Origin of the sequence: Mariniflexile sp. (assembly GCF_041583155.1) — a bacterium.
Classification (GTDB): domain Bacteria; phylum Bacteroidota; class Bacteroidia; order Flavobacteriales; family Flavobacteriaceae; genus Mariniflexile.
The window spans coordinates 24,836-40,051 of record NZ_JBFHGK010000011.1 but is presented as its reverse complement, the minus strand read 5'-3'; the positions used below and the strand labels follow the sequence as shown (position 1 = coordinate 40,051).

Genomic DNA, 15,216 nt, shown 5'->3' with positions numbered 1-15,216 from the left:
ACATATTTTTTGAGGCAGGTGTTGTTTTTTCAATTTTCAACTAATTTATTAATCATGCCTTTAAAAATAAGCCCATGAAAAGGCAATACGCTGTACCAATATAAACGCCCCCAAAGTCCACGAGGTCTAAACGTTGCTGTTTGTTTTAAAAAGCCATCTTCAATTTTAAACTCCAACCAAGCTTCACCAGGTAATTTCATTTCAGCATACAACAACAGCTTTTTTTCTTTCCTATCGCTAAAAATAACGCGCCAAAAATCTAAAGCATCACCCGCATTTAAATCTGAAATATGTGTTCTTCCTCGTCGTAAACCAATGCCTCCAACCAACTTATCTAAATAACCTCTAAGCTTCCATAAAATATTACCATAATACCAACCAGTAGAACCTCCTATGGACCAAATTTTATTAATAGTTTTCTCCTCATTTATAATTGGTCTTTTTTTAAAATCTTTAAAACACCCATATTTTGGAACATTAATATATTTGTGAAGACTATTTTTTAGGCGTCCACTACTAACCATGGAATCTTTCCAGCTAGAAACGATACTATTTTGCTCAATTTTCTCGAAGGCTAACGCTACTGCTTCTTTGTAAGTTATGGGCTTAATGTTTAGAATTGTGTTGATATCACTTGGTTTTCCAACAATTTCCACACCCATGCTATCTACTAGGGTTGAAGCCAATTTATAAGAGGTAGAGGTTACAAAATAAAGCCAATACGACGATAATTTTGGCGTCATTACCGGAACTGTTAAAACAAAGCGCTTTAACCCCCTTATTTCGGCAAATTCTAATAACATTTGTTTGTAGGTTAAAATTTCCGGACCAAAAATATCAAAGCTTTTATTATAAAGTTGCTCGTTCCCTTTGGCTTTGGAGAGGAATGCCAGCACATCTCGCACGGCTAATGGTTGTGTTTTTGTGTTCAACCATTTGGGCGCAATCATTACAGGTAATTTCTCAACTAAATCGCGAATAATTTCAAATGAAGAACTTCCAGAACCAACTATAATTCCTGCCTTAAAAACCGTTAATGCATATTTTTTTGATGCCAATAAATCTTCAACATTTTTTCTGGATTGCAAATGTTTGGATAGGTTTTCTTCATTGGTAATTCCACTTAAATAGATAGTTTGCTTCAGTTCTGTTTTTTCAAAATACGTCCTGAAATTTTCTGCACATTGGGCTTCCAGCGACTCAAAATCTTTGGATGAGTTGGACATGGAATGAATCAGATAATAAGCCACATCAATATCCGATGGGATATTTATTAAAGTTTCCGGTTTTAAAAAATCGGCTTCAACTATGCTAATATGCTTATCATCCAAATAGGTTTTGTCTGCTCTTAAAGCATCTCTTACAGCACAAACTACATGATGTCCTTCATTTAATAAAATAGGAATTAACCGTTTGCCAATATAGCCTGTAGCGCCTGTAACAAGAATTTTCATGTGTATTTAATTTTTATTTTGAACACATGCTGCACGCTAACACTCTTTTCCTTAGAATCGAATTTTAGTTGATGCCTTACATGAGTTTACATGTTGGATTGCACTATTTTTTTGGGTCTTTGATATTGCAATCTTGTCTTAAATTTAGGAATTAAATAACCATCTAACCCATTAATAGACACAACATTTGCTTTTGAAAGGTTTACAAATCCATCTTGCTCCAACAATTCATCTTCAATATACAAATCCTTAATAGCTCCAATGAGCAAAATGGTACCATTAGCCTGTATTGGGTATTCTTCCACATAATTCATAGCCATTTGTACCGGCGAATTTTTCACAAAAGGTGCATAAAAATCATTTCTGTAATCTTCTTCTAGAGCAGTAACATCAAACTCCGAAACATTAGAATCGTATTTCGCTGACGTATGATGCGCATCGTCCACGATCGCTTCATGTATGTGATTGATGGTAAAAAAACCAGTCTCCTTAATATTGTCATAGGTATTTCGAATTACAGTAGTAGGCCTTAAAAAGAAACCAAACAATGCTGGATCGGAACCTATGTGCGTTACAGAACTAAAAATAGCCACATTAGATTTCCCTTTAGCCGATTTTGTACCAATTAAATTAGCAGATTTAAATCCGGAACAACTATTTATGAGATTGATTTTGTATAAATGCTCTAATTGTTGGATAGCGTTTAAACTGAAATGTGGCATTATAAATTTTTGAAATTATTGATTTTTATATCTTTTGCTTTTAAATCGAACATTAAATTATAGAGACCAAAAAAGGTACGGTTCATATAAATAAAATGTTTGGAACCACGGTTACCATTCATTTTACGCAGTTCGGTGCTTTTTGAATATCGCTGACCTAACTCGGCAATTTTTCCAAAGAAATCGCTATCAGAAAAATCAAATGTTTCTACCTGAAACGGTTGTGTAAATAAACTTAACAACTCATGAAACATCTCGGTAAAAAAGGCTAATTCTTCTTTAGAATCGTCTTCTCGTAAAATCTCCAATTCATATAATTTAGATTTGAAATAGCTTGCATTGGAAAGGTTTTTGGGTTCAGCCAATTCAAAATAAGGCTTATAAAAATCATTTGGAATGGTTTTCATACAACCAAAATCAAGGGCTATTAATTCGCCTTTTTTCGAAACCAGAAAATTACCAGGATGCGGATCGGCATGTACCTTTTTTAGGTTATGAATTTGAAACATATAGAAGTCCCAAAGCGCTTGCCCTAATTTATTGGCCGTGTCCTGATTGGTGTTATAAGCGGCGAATTCTGAAAGATGTTCGCCATGCATATAATCCATCGTAATAATGCGTTCGGAAGATAACTCCTCATAGTATTGCGGAAACAATAGGTTAGAAATGTGAGCGCATGCAGAAGCAACTTCCTTACTTTGCTTCATTTCTAACACATAATTTGTTTCCTCAATTAACTTTCCTTCAACTTCTTTAAAGTATTTATCCGAGTTCTTACCCTTAATATTGAACATTTTCATAGCTATGGGTTTTACCAAAGCTAAATCGGACGCAATACTTTGTGCAACTCCTGGGTATTGGATTTTCACAGCAAGTTTTTTCCCATCTTTTTCTGCAATATGTACCTGACCGATACTTGCAGCATTAACAGAAGTTGCGTTGAAGGAATCGTATAATTCATTTGGCAGTTTACCAAAATAATTTTTAAATGTTTTTAGCACTAGTGGTGCTGATAATGGTGGTACCGAAAATTGGGATAATGAAAACTTTTCTACATAAGCCTGCGGCATAATGCTCTTTTCCATGCTTAACATTTGAGCCACTTTTAGAGCGCTTCCTTTAAGTTGTTTTAGGCCATCATAAATATCTTCAGCATTGTTTTCATTCAGTTTAGAACGTGCTTCATCTTCGGTTTTTGTTAATTTATCTCCATAATATTTCAAATAGTTAACACCAACCTTTGCACCAGTTGAAACTAATTTTGAAGCACGCTGTATTTTTGAAACAGGAATAGAATCGATTGTTTTCATATTAATTTAGTTCATGTGTATTTTTTCTTTGAAAATGAATTTCCCAAAGTCAATAACACTTTTTAAAGGCGCAATGTTTAATACATCAAAACTTGTATTTACCGATTTTTCTATAAAAATATCAGTCTTTTCAAAAGAGGCCGAAGTGTCTTCTAACCAGAATTTTAAAGTAAGTAGTAATTGCACCCAAGCGGATTCTTGAATGGCTTTGTTTTGAATTTTTTCAAGCTGCTCTTGTTTGATGTCGATGGTTTCAATTCCCAAGTCTTTAATATAATTGGTGAAACCAGATTTTAGTTCAGATAATATCGACAAGCCTTTCAAGCTGTTTTTGTGTTTTTCTAGCACATACACAACATAACTCCTATTTGCCGTTAAATTTTCAAAAAAAGTGAAATAGAAACTAAGCAGTTTATTTCTAGCATCAAAAGACAAATAATCGTCACTAGCATGTAAAGCGGAAAGTGTATTTGTTAAAAACGTTTTGAAAATATGTTTTTCAATAGCATCAAACGATCCAAAAAACTCGTAGAATTTGGCCTCTTCGAAATTATTGGATTTTGCGAACACATAAACCGAATTTGGATTGGCATTATGTTCCAAAACATAATCCATGTATAATGATATGATGTCGCTTTCTGAAATTGTATTCTTTTTTGCCATAACGAATGTTTATACAGCAAATATACAAAATGTTTAACGTTTTTCAATTTTAATTAAACAAAATTTAACAAGCCACGATAGCTTCACCCTAAAATTAGCTTGCTAAACATTTAGAAAAATAGCTTATTGCGTAACCTTGGCTTGGTAAAATTTCTTATTAAAGACCGTGTTATTAATAAACACGAAACCTTGATAAAAATCTTCTATGGGTAAATTAAAGATATCGTGCCCTCGATTTAAATAACTATGAAGCAAAAAACTACAATTTAATGATTCTAATTTTTCAGAAATAACTTTAGAACCGCTTAATAACATAAAACCAGGAGCCGTAGGCATGCACGATTGGTGCGAGCTCGTACCATAAGGAACCACCTTATCATTAACCCCGTGGTATAACACCGTTGGAATGGCATTTTCTTTTACAATCATTTCTGGTTTAAATACAGCTCCCGATAACGAGATGATTCCTGCTGGCTTAATATCCTTGTAGAAGTCTTTATTCTTAACAACTAAATCTCTATTGTAAACTACATTCAACACTGTTTCCGCTCCTGCGCTAGCACCACTTAAAATTATTTTAGTGTCATCAATTAAAAAATTATTTTTTCGTTTTACAATAAATAACAAGGCATTCAGCAGATCTTCGGCAGCATTATTAAATGCTTTTTGCTTATCACTTGCCAAATAACTGCAATTAATGGGTTTATTTTTCACCAATCTATAATCAATAGAAGCTACAACAAATCCTTTTCTAGCAATATTTTCAGCTAAATAAATGGAAGCACCATCATTACGCTCTCCTGAAGTAAAACCACCACCATGTACTATCACAAACAGCGCTCTATTAAGTATCGAATCTTTAACCGGTTGATAAAGGTCTAATTTTAAAGTATCTTTATCCTTTATAGAATAATTATAGGTCTTAACGGCTACGTTTTCAAAAACTCTATCCACATATCTTGTTTGTGAAACAGTTATAAACGAGGCAAATAAGAAAAGAACGGTAATTGCTTTTTTAATCATTTTGAAATATAAAGGTATTATTGAGGCTATAATTTTTGGCTAAAATAAGTCTTAAAAATGATAATGGAAACTCCGACATCATATAAGTTTAATTTAAGCTTTTGTTAACATTTTAGGGTTTCCTATTGATTAATTTTATATATTATAATTTAAACTATAAAACAAACTGAAAAATGAAAAAACTACTATTAATCGTTTTAGCAATAACAGCAACTTTTTCTGTTAATGCCCAAATTGTAACACCACAACCTAGTCCGTTTAGTAAATTAGAACAAAAAGTTGGACTAACACAGATAACTCTAGAATACTCGAGACCATCAATGAGAGATCGCGTTATTTTTGGAGATTTAGTACCTTATGGAAAACTTTGGCGTTTAGGAGCTAATGCCAATACAAAAATAACTTTTAGCACCGATGTTAGTATAGGTGGTAATGAGGTAAAAGCTGGTACCTATGCAATTTTTGCTACACCTAACGAAACTTCATGGAACGTTGTTTTTTATAGTGATGCCACAAATAACGGACTTCCTAAAGTGTGGGACGACTCAAAAGTTGTAGCCATGGTAAATACAAAGGTGTATCCAGTTTCTGAAAAAATTGAAACGTTCACCATCACTTTTGATGATTTAACCAATAGCTCTGCTGTTTTAGGCATTCTATGGGAAAATTTATATGTTGGAGTACAAATAGACGTTCCTACCGATAATATGGTACTTACTAACATTAATGATGTAATGAACGGCACCCCTACTTCTAACGATTATTATGCTGCTGCAGTTTACTATCTACAAGAAGGTAAAGATATTTCTCAGGCAAAAATTTGGATTGACAAGGCTATAACCATGGCTGGCGATAAAGTAGCCTTTTGGCAACTTAGACAACAATCGCTAATTTACGCTAAAGCGGGTGATAAGAAAGGGGCTATTGCGGCCGCTAAAAAATCTTTAGCTGCTGCAGAAAAAGCGGGAAATTCAGATTATGTAAAAATGAACAAGGACTCTCTAAAAGAATGGGGAAATTTATAGAATTAGAATTCTAGAATAATATATGTAATTAAGAGCTACTTTTTTGGGTAGCTCTTTTTTTTTAATCGTCTTCTTCCAAAAAGAAAATTTCTTCTACTGGTAATTTAAAAAGCTTTGCAATTTTTAATGATAATACTGTTGATGGTACATATTTATTTTTCTCCATAGCGTTAATGGTCTGTCTGCTTACCCCAATACTATCGGCCAAGTCTGCCTGGGTGTAATTATGGATGGCTCGTTGTACTTTTAAATTATTCTTCATCGCTACTCGATTTCATTTTTAAAAAATTAAAGCGCACAATAAAGAAAATTAATGGCGTAAACATATTATACACCAACACAGTAAAAAAGTTACCTTCATATAAAAATAATACAGTAAAAAACAGAATGATATAATTTAGAATGATAGCCCACACTAATGATTCATGTCTTAGTTTATGAATAAATTCATCTTCTACCTTTTCCTTTGAAAAGCCCACAATTAGCCCACCAATTATAATTAGGACAGAGATAACTTCATCCAGATATTCAAAACCTAAATTGTTAATAATGTCAATATCAAAAATATTTTCCGGCGAATCGTAAATTTGAAGAAATATGCCTGAAATAATTCCTGATAAAAAAAAGACCCATCCAATCGTTTTATACTTGTTTGGTAATAAATAACTCGATTTCATAAATGTGAGCTTAAAAGTGAATTATTTAACCAAAGTAAAACAAACTTTACATATAGACAAGTGTTTTTTACTAATAAAAATTATTATTAATTAACATTTCCAATCTTAAACTTGTTTTATACCATTGGATACCTTGTTTTTTATGCTCAATTGTTCTTTAATTTTCTTAACTTAGTAGTTAATCTATTGTCTCCCTATACCTTATAAAAAGTTATGGCAGTAAAAAATGACCAGCAACCCATCCATAGAACAAGAATTTCTTGTTAAACTAAACAATCTTATAGAGCTTAATCTTGAGAATGAAAAGTTTACTGTGGCCGAATTGGCAGCTTCCTTAGGAAAGAGCAGATCACAATTACACCGAAAACTTCATGCCATTACAGGTAAATCTACTAGCCAATTTATAAGAGAGTTTCGTTTAAAAAAAGCTATGGAAATGCTTCAAAACAATGAAGCAACGGCTTCTGAAATAGCCTATAAAGTCGGTTTTGGAAGTCCGAGTTATTTTAGCACTTGCTTTCATGATTACTATGGATACCCACCTGGTGAAGTCAAATTCAGAAATCCCTCGAAAAGTTTAAGTAATATTTACAATTTTTCACCAAAACAGAACTCAGACACAATTATTATAAAGAAAAGAATCTATAACCTAAGAACTTATATTATAGGCGCCTTAGCATTAATGTTATTCGTTAGTTTTGCCTATTATAAATATGCTTATCCGATTCATGACAACTTAAACATTACGGAAGAAGCAAGTAATACAATAACCTCCATTGCAGTATTACCATTTAAAAATATAAGTGGAAATAATGATGATGAGGCTTTTTGTGATGGAATGACCACAGCCATTATTTCAAGACTTTCAAAAATAAAAAGTATCAAAAAGGTTATTTCACATACCTCGATGATGCATTATAAAAATAGTAAAATGACCATGCCTGAAATAGCCGATAATCTTAATGTGCATTACATTTTAGAATCTAGTTTCCAGAAATCTGCAAATAATATAAAAATCAATTTACAGCTAATAGACGGACCTTCAGATAAACTTTTTTGGTCATCGGAATACGAAGGCAAATCCGATTCAATATTTAAAATACAGGCGCTTGTTGCTGAAATGGTGGCTAAACAATTGGATGCCGATATTACACAAGAGGAACAAAAGCAAATTGAAAAACCTTTAACTAATAACACAGAAGCTTATAAAAATTACTTAATTGGAAAACGAATTTTTTCAAGTTGGACCTCAAAAAGTCATGTTGCCTCCCGAAGATATTTTGAAAAAGCCATACAATTAGATTCCTCCTTTGCCGAAGCCTATTATAATGTTGGTCTAACCTATAGTTTGATGGGAATTTGGGGCGGTAATATTACCAAAAAAGAAGCCAATACATTATCTAAACCATATTTTGATAAAGCGCTTCAGCTATGTCCAGATAATTACGAATTGTTAAAATATTTAGCTTATGATGCTAGTTTTGATTGGAATTTTAAAAAATCCGAGACCCTATTTAAAAAATTAGACGATTTGGGGGATAAATACGTTAGCGATGGGTTTTATTTCATCATGGGAAATTCTGAAAAAATTGTTACAAATTATTTTGAAATTCTTGAAGAACAATCTATGGATGAGAATTATAGTAATATTAATTGGAGAAGTTTACCTTATGCCTTGTTCTATAAAGGTGAAATAGAAGAATCGAAACATTTAATGAACATTGGTTTGAAACTTCATCCAAGCTATGATGCCTTGTATGATCATTTTGGAAACCTCTACCTTGCAATGGAAGATTATGAAACGGCACAGAATATTCTGGAAACGGGTCTGTTAATCTCAGAAAAAAGACATGCCTCGATGGTAATTCATTTAGCTGTGGTTTATCATAATCAAGGGAATCATGAAAAGTCGCAAGACTTATTAAATGAAGTTATTCTAAGAGCAAATAGTGGTGAACCTGAAATTAATGTTTTTGTTGCTCATTATTATGCTCGTATAGGCAACCACGATGAAGCCTTTAAATGGCTTAACATAGCATTTAAAAAACATGAAGTAGATCTTATTTGGCTAAAAGCAGACCCAAACTTACTGCAACTTAAAGACGATTATAGATACAAACTACTTTGTAAAAAAGTCGGATTCTTAAATTTAAAATAATACACTCAAACTCCTACAACAACACTTCTTTATTCGGAAATCACTTACTATAAGCATAAAATGCAACATCATTTAAAGACTTTAAATAATAATTAAAACTCTTAAATTCATTGATTAAACAATTCACAACATGACCGTTAAGTATTGCATTGTTTAAAACTTCACCTTTGTTTCAACAAAATTCATTAACCATTAAAACTTTAAGTCATGAAAAATTTATTAGTTGGTTTATTATTATTTGGCCTAACCACCCAAGGATTTTCACAACAAAAACAAGACAAAATCCAAGCTGTGAAGCTACAGGATGTCGTAATTACTCAAAATGTAACTAAGAATGCAATAGATGAGCCTGTGATTAATCTTAATTATGTATATCTAGACAAAGTGAACGATGAAACTACAGCATATGACGTAAAATTGTTGGAAGCCATGGCATCTAGATACGACGTTAAGAACTCTCCGAACTATGATGGCGTGCAGGAAACCTATCAAACTATATTTAGAGGCGACAAGGGCTACATTATAGCTACTTATGATAATGAAAGCAAAATTTTAAAAACTAAAGAACGCTACACCGATATTAAAATTCCTAAAAAAATGGTCAATTCTATTTTAATGAAATATCCTAAAAGTCATTTTTTAAAGGTAGTACACAATGTAAATTATAGCCAAATAAAAGGTGTAAAGAAAACATATAAAATTCGAATTTTAAATAATAATGAAACAAAAAATTTAAAAATCACTTCAAAAGGAAATAATGACAACGCTTACACAATGAGCTTAGAAAAATAAAATTAACCTATGTATTATTTTTGAAAAACCCTGCAGTTTATGTGGGGTTTATTTTTTAGAAGCTTTAAGTGCATTTTAATACTCCAGTCCAATGATGTCTCTAACATTATCAAGAGTTTTAATGAGGTTTTTACTAAACTCAAAAGTCATAACATCACTTTCCGTTTTACCCTCTCTAATTAACTGATTGAAATGGATGGTTTCATAATTATAACCAATAGTATTATATCCAAAATCTTTAACTTCTTCTTTGCCATCAGAAATTAAAGTGACGGTTGAAGGGCAATGAAATTGTGTGTTAATTTTCACAGTGCCTTTTTCACAATAAAAAATGGCTTCAGTAGGTAGTACCTCCACCAATGAACTTTTTAAATGAGCTGTTACACCACCTTCATAATTAAAAACCATATTACAAGTTGAGTCCGCACCATTTTCAAAAAAAGTGGCCGAGGCATCCATTTTATTGGGCAAACCTAAAGTAGATAATGTTGTAAAAATTGGGTAAATACCAATATCTAACAAACTACCGCCACCCAAGGCTTTGTTAAACAACCTTGCTTTTGTATTGTACAAACGCTCAAAACCAAAATCACTCTCTATTTTTAATATACTACCATAAGTTTTTTTATTCAAAATTTCTAAAACATACTGGTAATGCGGTAAAAAATAGGTCCACAGCGCTTCCATTAAAAGGACATTCTTCTCTTTAGCTTTTGCTATCATTTCCTCAACTTCTTGGGCGTTCATAGCAAAGGGTTTTTCACCTAATACAGCAATGCCTTTTTCTAAACACATGATGGCATTATCCTTATGTAAAGCATGCGGTGTTGCAATGTAAACAGCATCAATTTCTGGATCGTTGGCCAATGCTTCGTAACTATTATAAGCCTTTCTAGCATTGTGTTTATCAGCAAAATAATCAGCTTTTTCTTGGTCTCTGGATGCCACTGCATGAAGTTCAGCATCTTGAATGGTAGCTAAATCTGTAGCAAATTTGTTAGCAATAGAGCCCAAACCAATGATGCCCCATTTTATGGTTTTAAGTGGTGATTCTGTCATTTTCATCATTTAATTGGAGTAAGCATGATATGGTAATTACAATAGCACAGCCCACAAAGTTTAGCCATAGAAATGGCAAATTAATTATTTCGTATTCATTAAGGAAGAACAAGGCTATTACTATAAATTGAGTTATAATAGCAGCAATAAACACAGCTTGTCCTTTCACAAATTTAAAGAAAAAAGCGAGCAAAAATATGCCCAAAACATTGCCGTAAAAAATAGATCCTATAATATTAACTAACTGAATTAAATTTTCGGCAAGATTGGCAACACAAGCAACACCTATAGCTATGATACCCCATGCAAACGTAAACCATTTAGATGCTTTCACCATATGTTCTTCAGATTTTTCGCTGGTATTTCGCTTATACAAATCGATAGTTGTAGTAGATCCTAAAGCGTTTAACTCACTTGACGTGCTAGACATAGCTGCACTTAAAATAACAGCGAGTAACAACCCTATTAAGCCGCGAGGTAAATTATTAAGAATGAAGTGAATAAACACGTAATCTTTATCATTACTTTCTACTTTAATATTTTTGTTTTTAGCGGCTTTATCAATTAGCAGTTTTGCTTCATTCCTAATAGAATCGTTGGTTTTATTTGCTTTTGAAATATAGCTTGAAGCTTCAAAAGAATCTGAGTTTACAAATGTGTTAATATAAGCTTGTTTGCTATTGAAAACGACTTGTTGTTCTTTCTGAAGTGATTTATAATCTTCTGAAAATTCGGAATCTAAAACAACTGCCGTTGCTGTTGGATTAAAATTTATAGGCGCTTCATTAAACTGATAAAAAACAAATACCATCACACCTACTAACAGTATAAAAAACTGCATAGGCACTTTTAAAAGGCCGTTAAAAATTAATCCTAACTGCATTTCTTTTACTGATTTTCCTGATAAATACCGTTGCACCTGACTTTGGTCGGTCCCAAAATAAGATAACATTAAAAAGGTACCTCCAATAAAACCACTCCAAACTGTATAACGATTATTTAAATCGAATGAGAAATCTAAGATTTCCATTTTACCACTAGCACCTGCAATGCTTAAAGCCTTAGTAAAGGTTATGTCTTGCGGAAGCTTATCAACAATTAAAAAGAAAGCGATAAGCATGCCTATAAAAATAACAACCATTTGGTGCTTTTGTGTTACGTTTACAGCACGAGTACCTCCAGAAACCGTATAAATAATAACTAAAACACCTATTAATATATTTAGGGTTAACAGGTCCCAACCCAATACCACCGATAAAATAATAGCAGGAGCAAAAATGGTAATTCCTGCGGCTAAACCACGTTGAATTAAAAATAAAATAGCCGTTAAGGTTCTGGTTTTTAAATCGAAACGTTTTTCTAAAAACTCGTAAGCCGTGTATACATTTAACCGGTGGTACAAAGGAATAAACACCATACAAATAACCACCATTGCAATGGGTAGCCCAAAGTAGAATTGCACAAAGCCCATACCATCATTAAACGCCTGTCCGGGTGTTGATAGAAATGTAATGGCACTTGCTTGTGTTGCCATAACGGATAACCCGATGGTCCACCATTTTGAAGTATTCCCTCCTTTTAAATAATCCTGTACATTCTGGCTACCTCTTGTTTGCCAGGTACCATATATTACAATTGCCAATAAGGTTGCAATTAACACTGCCCAATCTATCCAGTTTAATTGCATATTAAAATGTTTGCATGATTAGGTAAAACGCAATAATATAAACCACATTAGCGATTAAAACAATGGAGTACAGCTTTAACCAAGGTTGTTTTGTTTGTTTTTCATCACTCATAGCTAGTTATTTAGTTTTGTGTTTGGTTTTAAATCTTCTTTCCCAATGGAAAGCATATTTGCAAATAATCGGTAAGCTCCCGAAACCCCTTCAGGGAATTCTCTAAAAAAGCTAAGTCCTGTGTATATGTAATACCCTTTTCCGTGTTTTGCTACTAATAAACTACCATCTTTAGCAGGTTCATTCAAATCGTTCATAGAGAGAATTGGTGTAAACTCACTCCCCCACTCGCTAGGAAAATATAATCCACGTTCTTGCGTCCAACCCTCAAAATCCTGTTGGGTAATTTTATTCGGATAATTTAAAAGTGGATGGTTTCCATTTAAAAATCGAACTTCCGCGTTTTCATCTGTAACCCTGTCATTAGATAGTTTCAACTTATAGGGGGCTAGGTTGTTTGTTTTCAAACCTCTGCTTGTATTGTATTGAACTATCATATTTCCACCTTTAGCAACAAAATCAAATAGTATTTGTTGTTTAAATTCAATATTCTCCAAAGTGTTATAAGCTCGAATACCCACTACAACAGCATCAAACTGGTTTAAGGATTCTGCACTTATATCTTCTAATTTTATCGTTTTTACTTGATAACCAATCTGTTGTAAACTTTCTGGAACAACATCACCAGCACCTGCTATATAACCAATATTTTCACCTTTCTTTTTAATATTTAATCTTACAATTTTACTTTCGCTTGGCAATAAAACGGTTTGAAATGGTATGTGTTCGTAGCTAATTTCAATAAGTTCTTTTGTGTATTCGGAATCGTTTACATGAACAATTGGGTTTATATACCCTTCACTCTGATTCTTAGGAGGGATAACCGTGAAGGTTAATTGCTGATCTTCTCCCTTGTGAGCAATGCTTACCTTTTGCTTTTCAGGAAAAACATGCCAATCTTTTGGATGATTAACAGATACGAATCCCTCTAAATTATCGCGTCCAGCTTTCACAATTACGGTAATATCTCGTTGTTTATCATTGTTGAAAATAATTACTTTTTCAGAAATTTTTGCCGAAACTTCCGGAATAACCTCAAACGGACGATACAATTCCCCTTTATCTGGTTTTGAATAACGATAAACCACTGGTTTACTTATGCTAAACGGTATATTATTTATTCTCAGGTTGAAGTTTACAACTACATTTCTAGGTGTTTCTGGTTTGCCTATGTAATCTCTATTTTCTACTTCATACATACCTAAAGTTCCCTTTTTATTTAGCCAATAAGGTGAGGTATAAGGTTCTTTAGAGCCAATGGCATACGCAGTTTCAAAACTTTTAGAATCATTATTTTTCAGTTCTAACTCTTTTAAAACTGTTTTTCCGTCCCCTTGGGTAATGCTTTCCAAAACTATATTTTGACTACTTCTATTTAAGGTTTCTATGGTTATTTTTACCGATTGATTTAATGTAGATGAAGGTGAATTTGCCACTGCTTCTAAATATAAGCCTGCACTCATTTCAATTATAGCTGTTAGCTCCTTTGTTTTTTGAGTTTTCCAGTGTAAATCGTCTATAGCCTGAATTAATTTATAAGCTTCTAAGAGCTCTGGAATATGCACAGACGGATCTTTAAAATTGAAGTTTCTTTCAACTTCATACAAGATATTTCCAATGGCTTTTCCTCCTTTTACACGATTCCAAGAAGTATCAATTCCCTCGAAAATATTATTAGATGTAAGTGCATCTCCTTTTAAAAACTCAACATATTCATGCTGTGTGCCTCTTTGGGCTAAACGACCAAAACCTTGACATAAATGTTGACTACTAGCCAAAGCCGCTATTTCGTTATTGGACATGCCTTTTAGTGGATAATAAGTGCCAATATCAAAACTAATTCTATTGTCCTTATTGGCTTTATCAAATTCTTCTTGATTTCGATAAAACCAAGAATTTGTATTGAAAAACAATCGTTTTGGTTTCCAAATACCAGCCTTCTGTATGGATTCAGGAAAAGCCTTTTTATCGGCTGCCAAATCAAAAGCTTCATAACTTAGCATAGCAGAACTAGTATGATGTCCGTGGGTTGTTCCAGGCGTTCTATGGTCAAATCGATTAATAATTATGTCCGGCTTAAACGTTCTGATGGCTAAAACAATATCACTCAATACCTTTTTTTTGTCCCAAATATTTAGAGTTTCATCTGGGTCTTTAGAGAATCCGAAATCGTTAGCACGGGTAAATAATTGTTCGCCACCATCAATACGACGTGCAGCCAACAATTCTTGCGTTCGTATTACCCCCAAAAGCTCTCTAATTTCTGGCCCTATGAGATTTTGACCGCCATCACCACGTGTTAGCGACAAGTAGGCTGTACGTGCCTTTATTTGATTTGCCATATATGCAATCAGGCGGGTATTCTCATCGTCTGGATGCGCAGCAATATATAAAACTGAACCTAAAAAATTAAGTTTTTGAACGGATTCAAAAATTTCTGAGGATGAAGGTTTTGTAGGTTTTTGGGCTTGTGATATTGAAAATAGTAGAAAATAAAATATAAAAGAAAGTAAAAATTTACGCATGTTTACATA

13 protein-coding genes are annotated in these 15,216 nt (G+C 33.0%); 3 read left to right on the top strand and 10 right to left on the bottom strand.

The genetic code is table 11. The annotated features are described in order from the left end of the window. Positions 1 to 29 precede the first annotated feature (29 nt). The 5 genes from ABYI63_RS05920 to ABYI63_RS05900 form a co-directional block, all read right to left on the bottom strand. Positions 30 to 1,454 carry an SDR family oxidoreductase gene (locus ABYI63_RS05920; protein ID WP_372754446.1) on the bottom strand — a complete coding sequence of 475 codons (1,425 nt, stop codon included), beginning with the start codon at positions 1,452 to 1,454 and terminating at the stop codon, positions 30 to 32. 86 nt (positions 1,455 to 1,540) lie between these two features. Further along, positions 1,541 to 2,176 (bottom strand): flavin reductase family protein, encoded by a 636-nt coding sequence (locus tag ABYI63_RS05915; protein ID WP_372754444.1) that lies wholly within the window; start codon positions 2,174 to 2,176, stop codon positions 1,541 to 1,543. Continuing rightward, complete coding sequence (locus tag ABYI63_RS05910) at positions 2,176 to 3,486, bottom strand: ABC1 kinase family protein (protein ID WP_372754442.1); 1,311 nt, start codon at positions 3,484 to 3,486, stop codon at positions 2,176 to 2,178. The genes ABYI63_RS05915 and ABYI63_RS05910 overlap by 1 nt, the downstream gene beginning before the upstream one ends. 6 nt (positions 3,487 to 3,492) lie before the next feature. Next, positions 3,493 to 4,149 (bottom strand): TetR family transcriptional regulator C-terminal domain-containing protein, encoded by a 657-nt coding sequence (locus ABYI63_RS05905; RefSeq protein ID WP_372754440.1) that lies wholly within the window; start codon positions 4,147 to 4,149, stop codon positions 3,493 to 3,495. 123 nt (positions 4,150 to 4,272) lie between these two features. Next, positions 4,273 to 5,172 carry an alpha/beta hydrolase gene (locus ABYI63_RS05900; RefSeq protein ID WP_372754438.1) on the bottom strand — a complete coding sequence of 300 codons (900 nt, stop codon included), beginning with the start codon at positions 5,170 to 5,172 and terminating at the stop codon, positions 4,273 to 4,275. Positions 5,173 to 5,345: 173 nt separating this feature from the next. Between ABYI63_RS05900 and ABYI63_RS05895 the strand changes: the two genes are divergently transcribed. Further along, the gene (locus tag ABYI63_RS05895; RefSeq protein ID WP_372754436.1) at positions 5,346 to 6,197 is read left to right on the top strand and encodes a DUF2911 domain-containing protein; all 852 of its coding nucleotides are present in this window, start codon (positions 5,346 to 5,348) and stop codon (positions 6,195 to 6,197) included. Positions 6,198 to 6,258: 61 nt separating this feature from the next. Here ABYI63_RS05895 and ABYI63_RS05890 read toward each other — a convergent pair whose 3' ends face one another. After that, positions 6,259 to 6,459 (bottom strand): helix-turn-helix transcriptional regulator, encoded by a 201-nt coding sequence (locus ABYI63_RS05890; RefSeq protein ID WP_372754434.1) that lies wholly within the window; start codon positions 6,457 to 6,459, stop codon positions 6,259 to 6,261. Continuing rightward, positions 6,449 to 6,874 carry a hypothetical protein gene (locus ABYI63_RS05885; protein ID WP_372754432.1) on the bottom strand — a complete coding sequence of 142 codons (426 nt, stop codon included), beginning with the start codon at positions 6,872 to 6,874 and terminating at the stop codon, positions 6,449 to 6,451. The genes ABYI63_RS05890 and ABYI63_RS05885 overlap by 11 nt, the downstream gene beginning before the upstream one ends. A 226-nt stretch (positions 6,875 to 7,100) precedes the next feature. Between ABYI63_RS05885 and ABYI63_RS05880 the strand changes: the two genes are divergently transcribed. Both ABYI63_RS05880 and ABYI63_RS05875 read left to right on the top strand, forming a co-directional pair. Continuing rightward, complete coding sequence (locus ABYI63_RS05880) at positions 7,101 to 9,032, top strand: helix-turn-helix domain-containing protein (protein ID WP_372754430.1); 1,932 nt, start codon at positions 7,101 to 7,103, stop codon at positions 9,030 to 9,032. A 207-nt stretch (positions 9,033 to 9,239) separates the two neighbouring features. Continuing rightward, positions 9,240 to 9,824: a hypothetical protein gene (locus ABYI63_RS05875; RefSeq protein WP_372754428.1), complete on the top strand. Its 585-nt coding sequence runs from the start codon at positions 9,240 to 9,242 to the stop codon at positions 9,822 to 9,824. Between the two features lie 75 nt (positions 9,825 to 9,899). Here the strand turns inward: ABYI63_RS05875 and ABYI63_RS05870 are convergent, their stop codons facing one another. The 3 genes from ABYI63_RS05870 to ABYI63_RS05860 form a co-directional block, all read right to left on the bottom strand. Further along, on the bottom strand, positions 9,900 to 10,883 hold the full coding sequence (locus ABYI63_RS05870; RefSeq protein WP_372754426.1) for a Gfo/Idh/MocA family protein: 984 nt from the start codon (positions 10,881 to 10,883) through the stop codon (positions 9,900 to 9,902). Continuing rightward, positions 10,864 to 12,570: a sodium:solute symporter gene (locus ABYI63_RS05865; RefSeq protein WP_372754424.1), complete on the bottom strand. Its 1,707-nt coding sequence runs from the start codon at positions 12,568 to 12,570 to the stop codon at positions 10,864 to 10,866. The genes ABYI63_RS05870 and ABYI63_RS05865 overlap by 20 nt, the downstream gene beginning before the upstream one ends. Before the next feature lie 114 nt (positions 12,571 to 12,684). Continuing rightward, entirely contained in the window at positions 12,685 to 15,207 is a 2,523-nt protein-coding gene (locus ABYI63_RS05860; protein ID WP_372754422.1) for a PIG-L family deacetylase, read from the bottom strand. Positions 15,208 to 15,216: the final 9 nt, after the last annotated feature.

Excerpts from the sequence above, each read along its gene's own strand:
- ABYI63_RS05865 (WP_372754424.1), bottom strand. The coding sequence starts at position 12,570 with ATGCAATTAAACTGGATAGATTGGGCAGTGTTAATTGCAACCTTATTG.
- ABYI63_RS05915 (WP_372754444.1), bottom strand. The coding sequence starts at position 2,176 with ATGCCACATTTCAGTTTAAACGCTATCCAACAATTAGAGCATTTATAC.
- ABYI63_RS05885 (WP_372754432.1), bottom strand. The coding sequence starts at position 6,874 with ATGAAATCGAGTTATTTATTACCAAACAAGTATAAAACGATTGGATGG.
- ABYI63_RS05905 (WP_372754440.1), bottom strand. The coding sequence starts at position 4,149 with ATGGCAAAAAAGAATACAATTTCAGAAAGCGACATCATATCATTATAC.
- ABYI63_RS05875 (WP_372754428.1), top strand. The coding sequence starts at position 9,240 with ATGAAAAATTTATTAGTTGGTTTATTATTATTTGGCCTAACCACCCAA.
- ABYI63_RS05900 (WP_372754438.1), bottom strand. The coding sequence starts at position 5,172 with ATGATTAAAAAAGCAATTACCGTTCTTTTCTTATTTGCCTCGTTTATA.
- ABYI63_RS05870 (WP_372754426.1), bottom strand. The coding sequence starts at position 10,883 with ATGACAGAATCACCACTTAAAACCATAAAATGGGGCATCATTGGTTTG.
- ABYI63_RS05920 (WP_372754446.1), bottom strand. The coding sequence starts at position 1,454 with ATGAAAATTCTTGTTACAGGCGCTACAGGCTATATTGGCAAACGGTTA.
- ABYI63_RS05895 (WP_372754436.1), top strand. The coding sequence starts at position 5,346 with ATGAAAAAACTACTATTAATCGTTTTAGCAATAACAGCAACTTTTTCT.
- ABYI63_RS05860 (WP_372754422.1), bottom strand. The coding sequence starts at position 15,207 with ATGCGTAAATTTTTACTTTCTTTTATATTTTATTTTCTACTATTTTCA.
- ABYI63_RS05910 (WP_372754442.1), bottom strand. The coding sequence starts at position 3,486 with ATGAAAACAATCGATTCTATTCCTGTTTCAAAAATACAGCGTGCTTCA.
- ABYI63_RS05890 (WP_372754434.1), bottom strand. The coding sequence starts at position 6,459 with ATGAAGAATAATTTAAAAGTACAACGAGCCATCCATAATTACACCCAG.
- ABYI63_RS05880 (WP_372754430.1), top strand. The coding sequence starts at position 7,101 with ATGACCAGCAACCCATCCATAGAACAAGAATTTCTTGTTAAACTAAAC.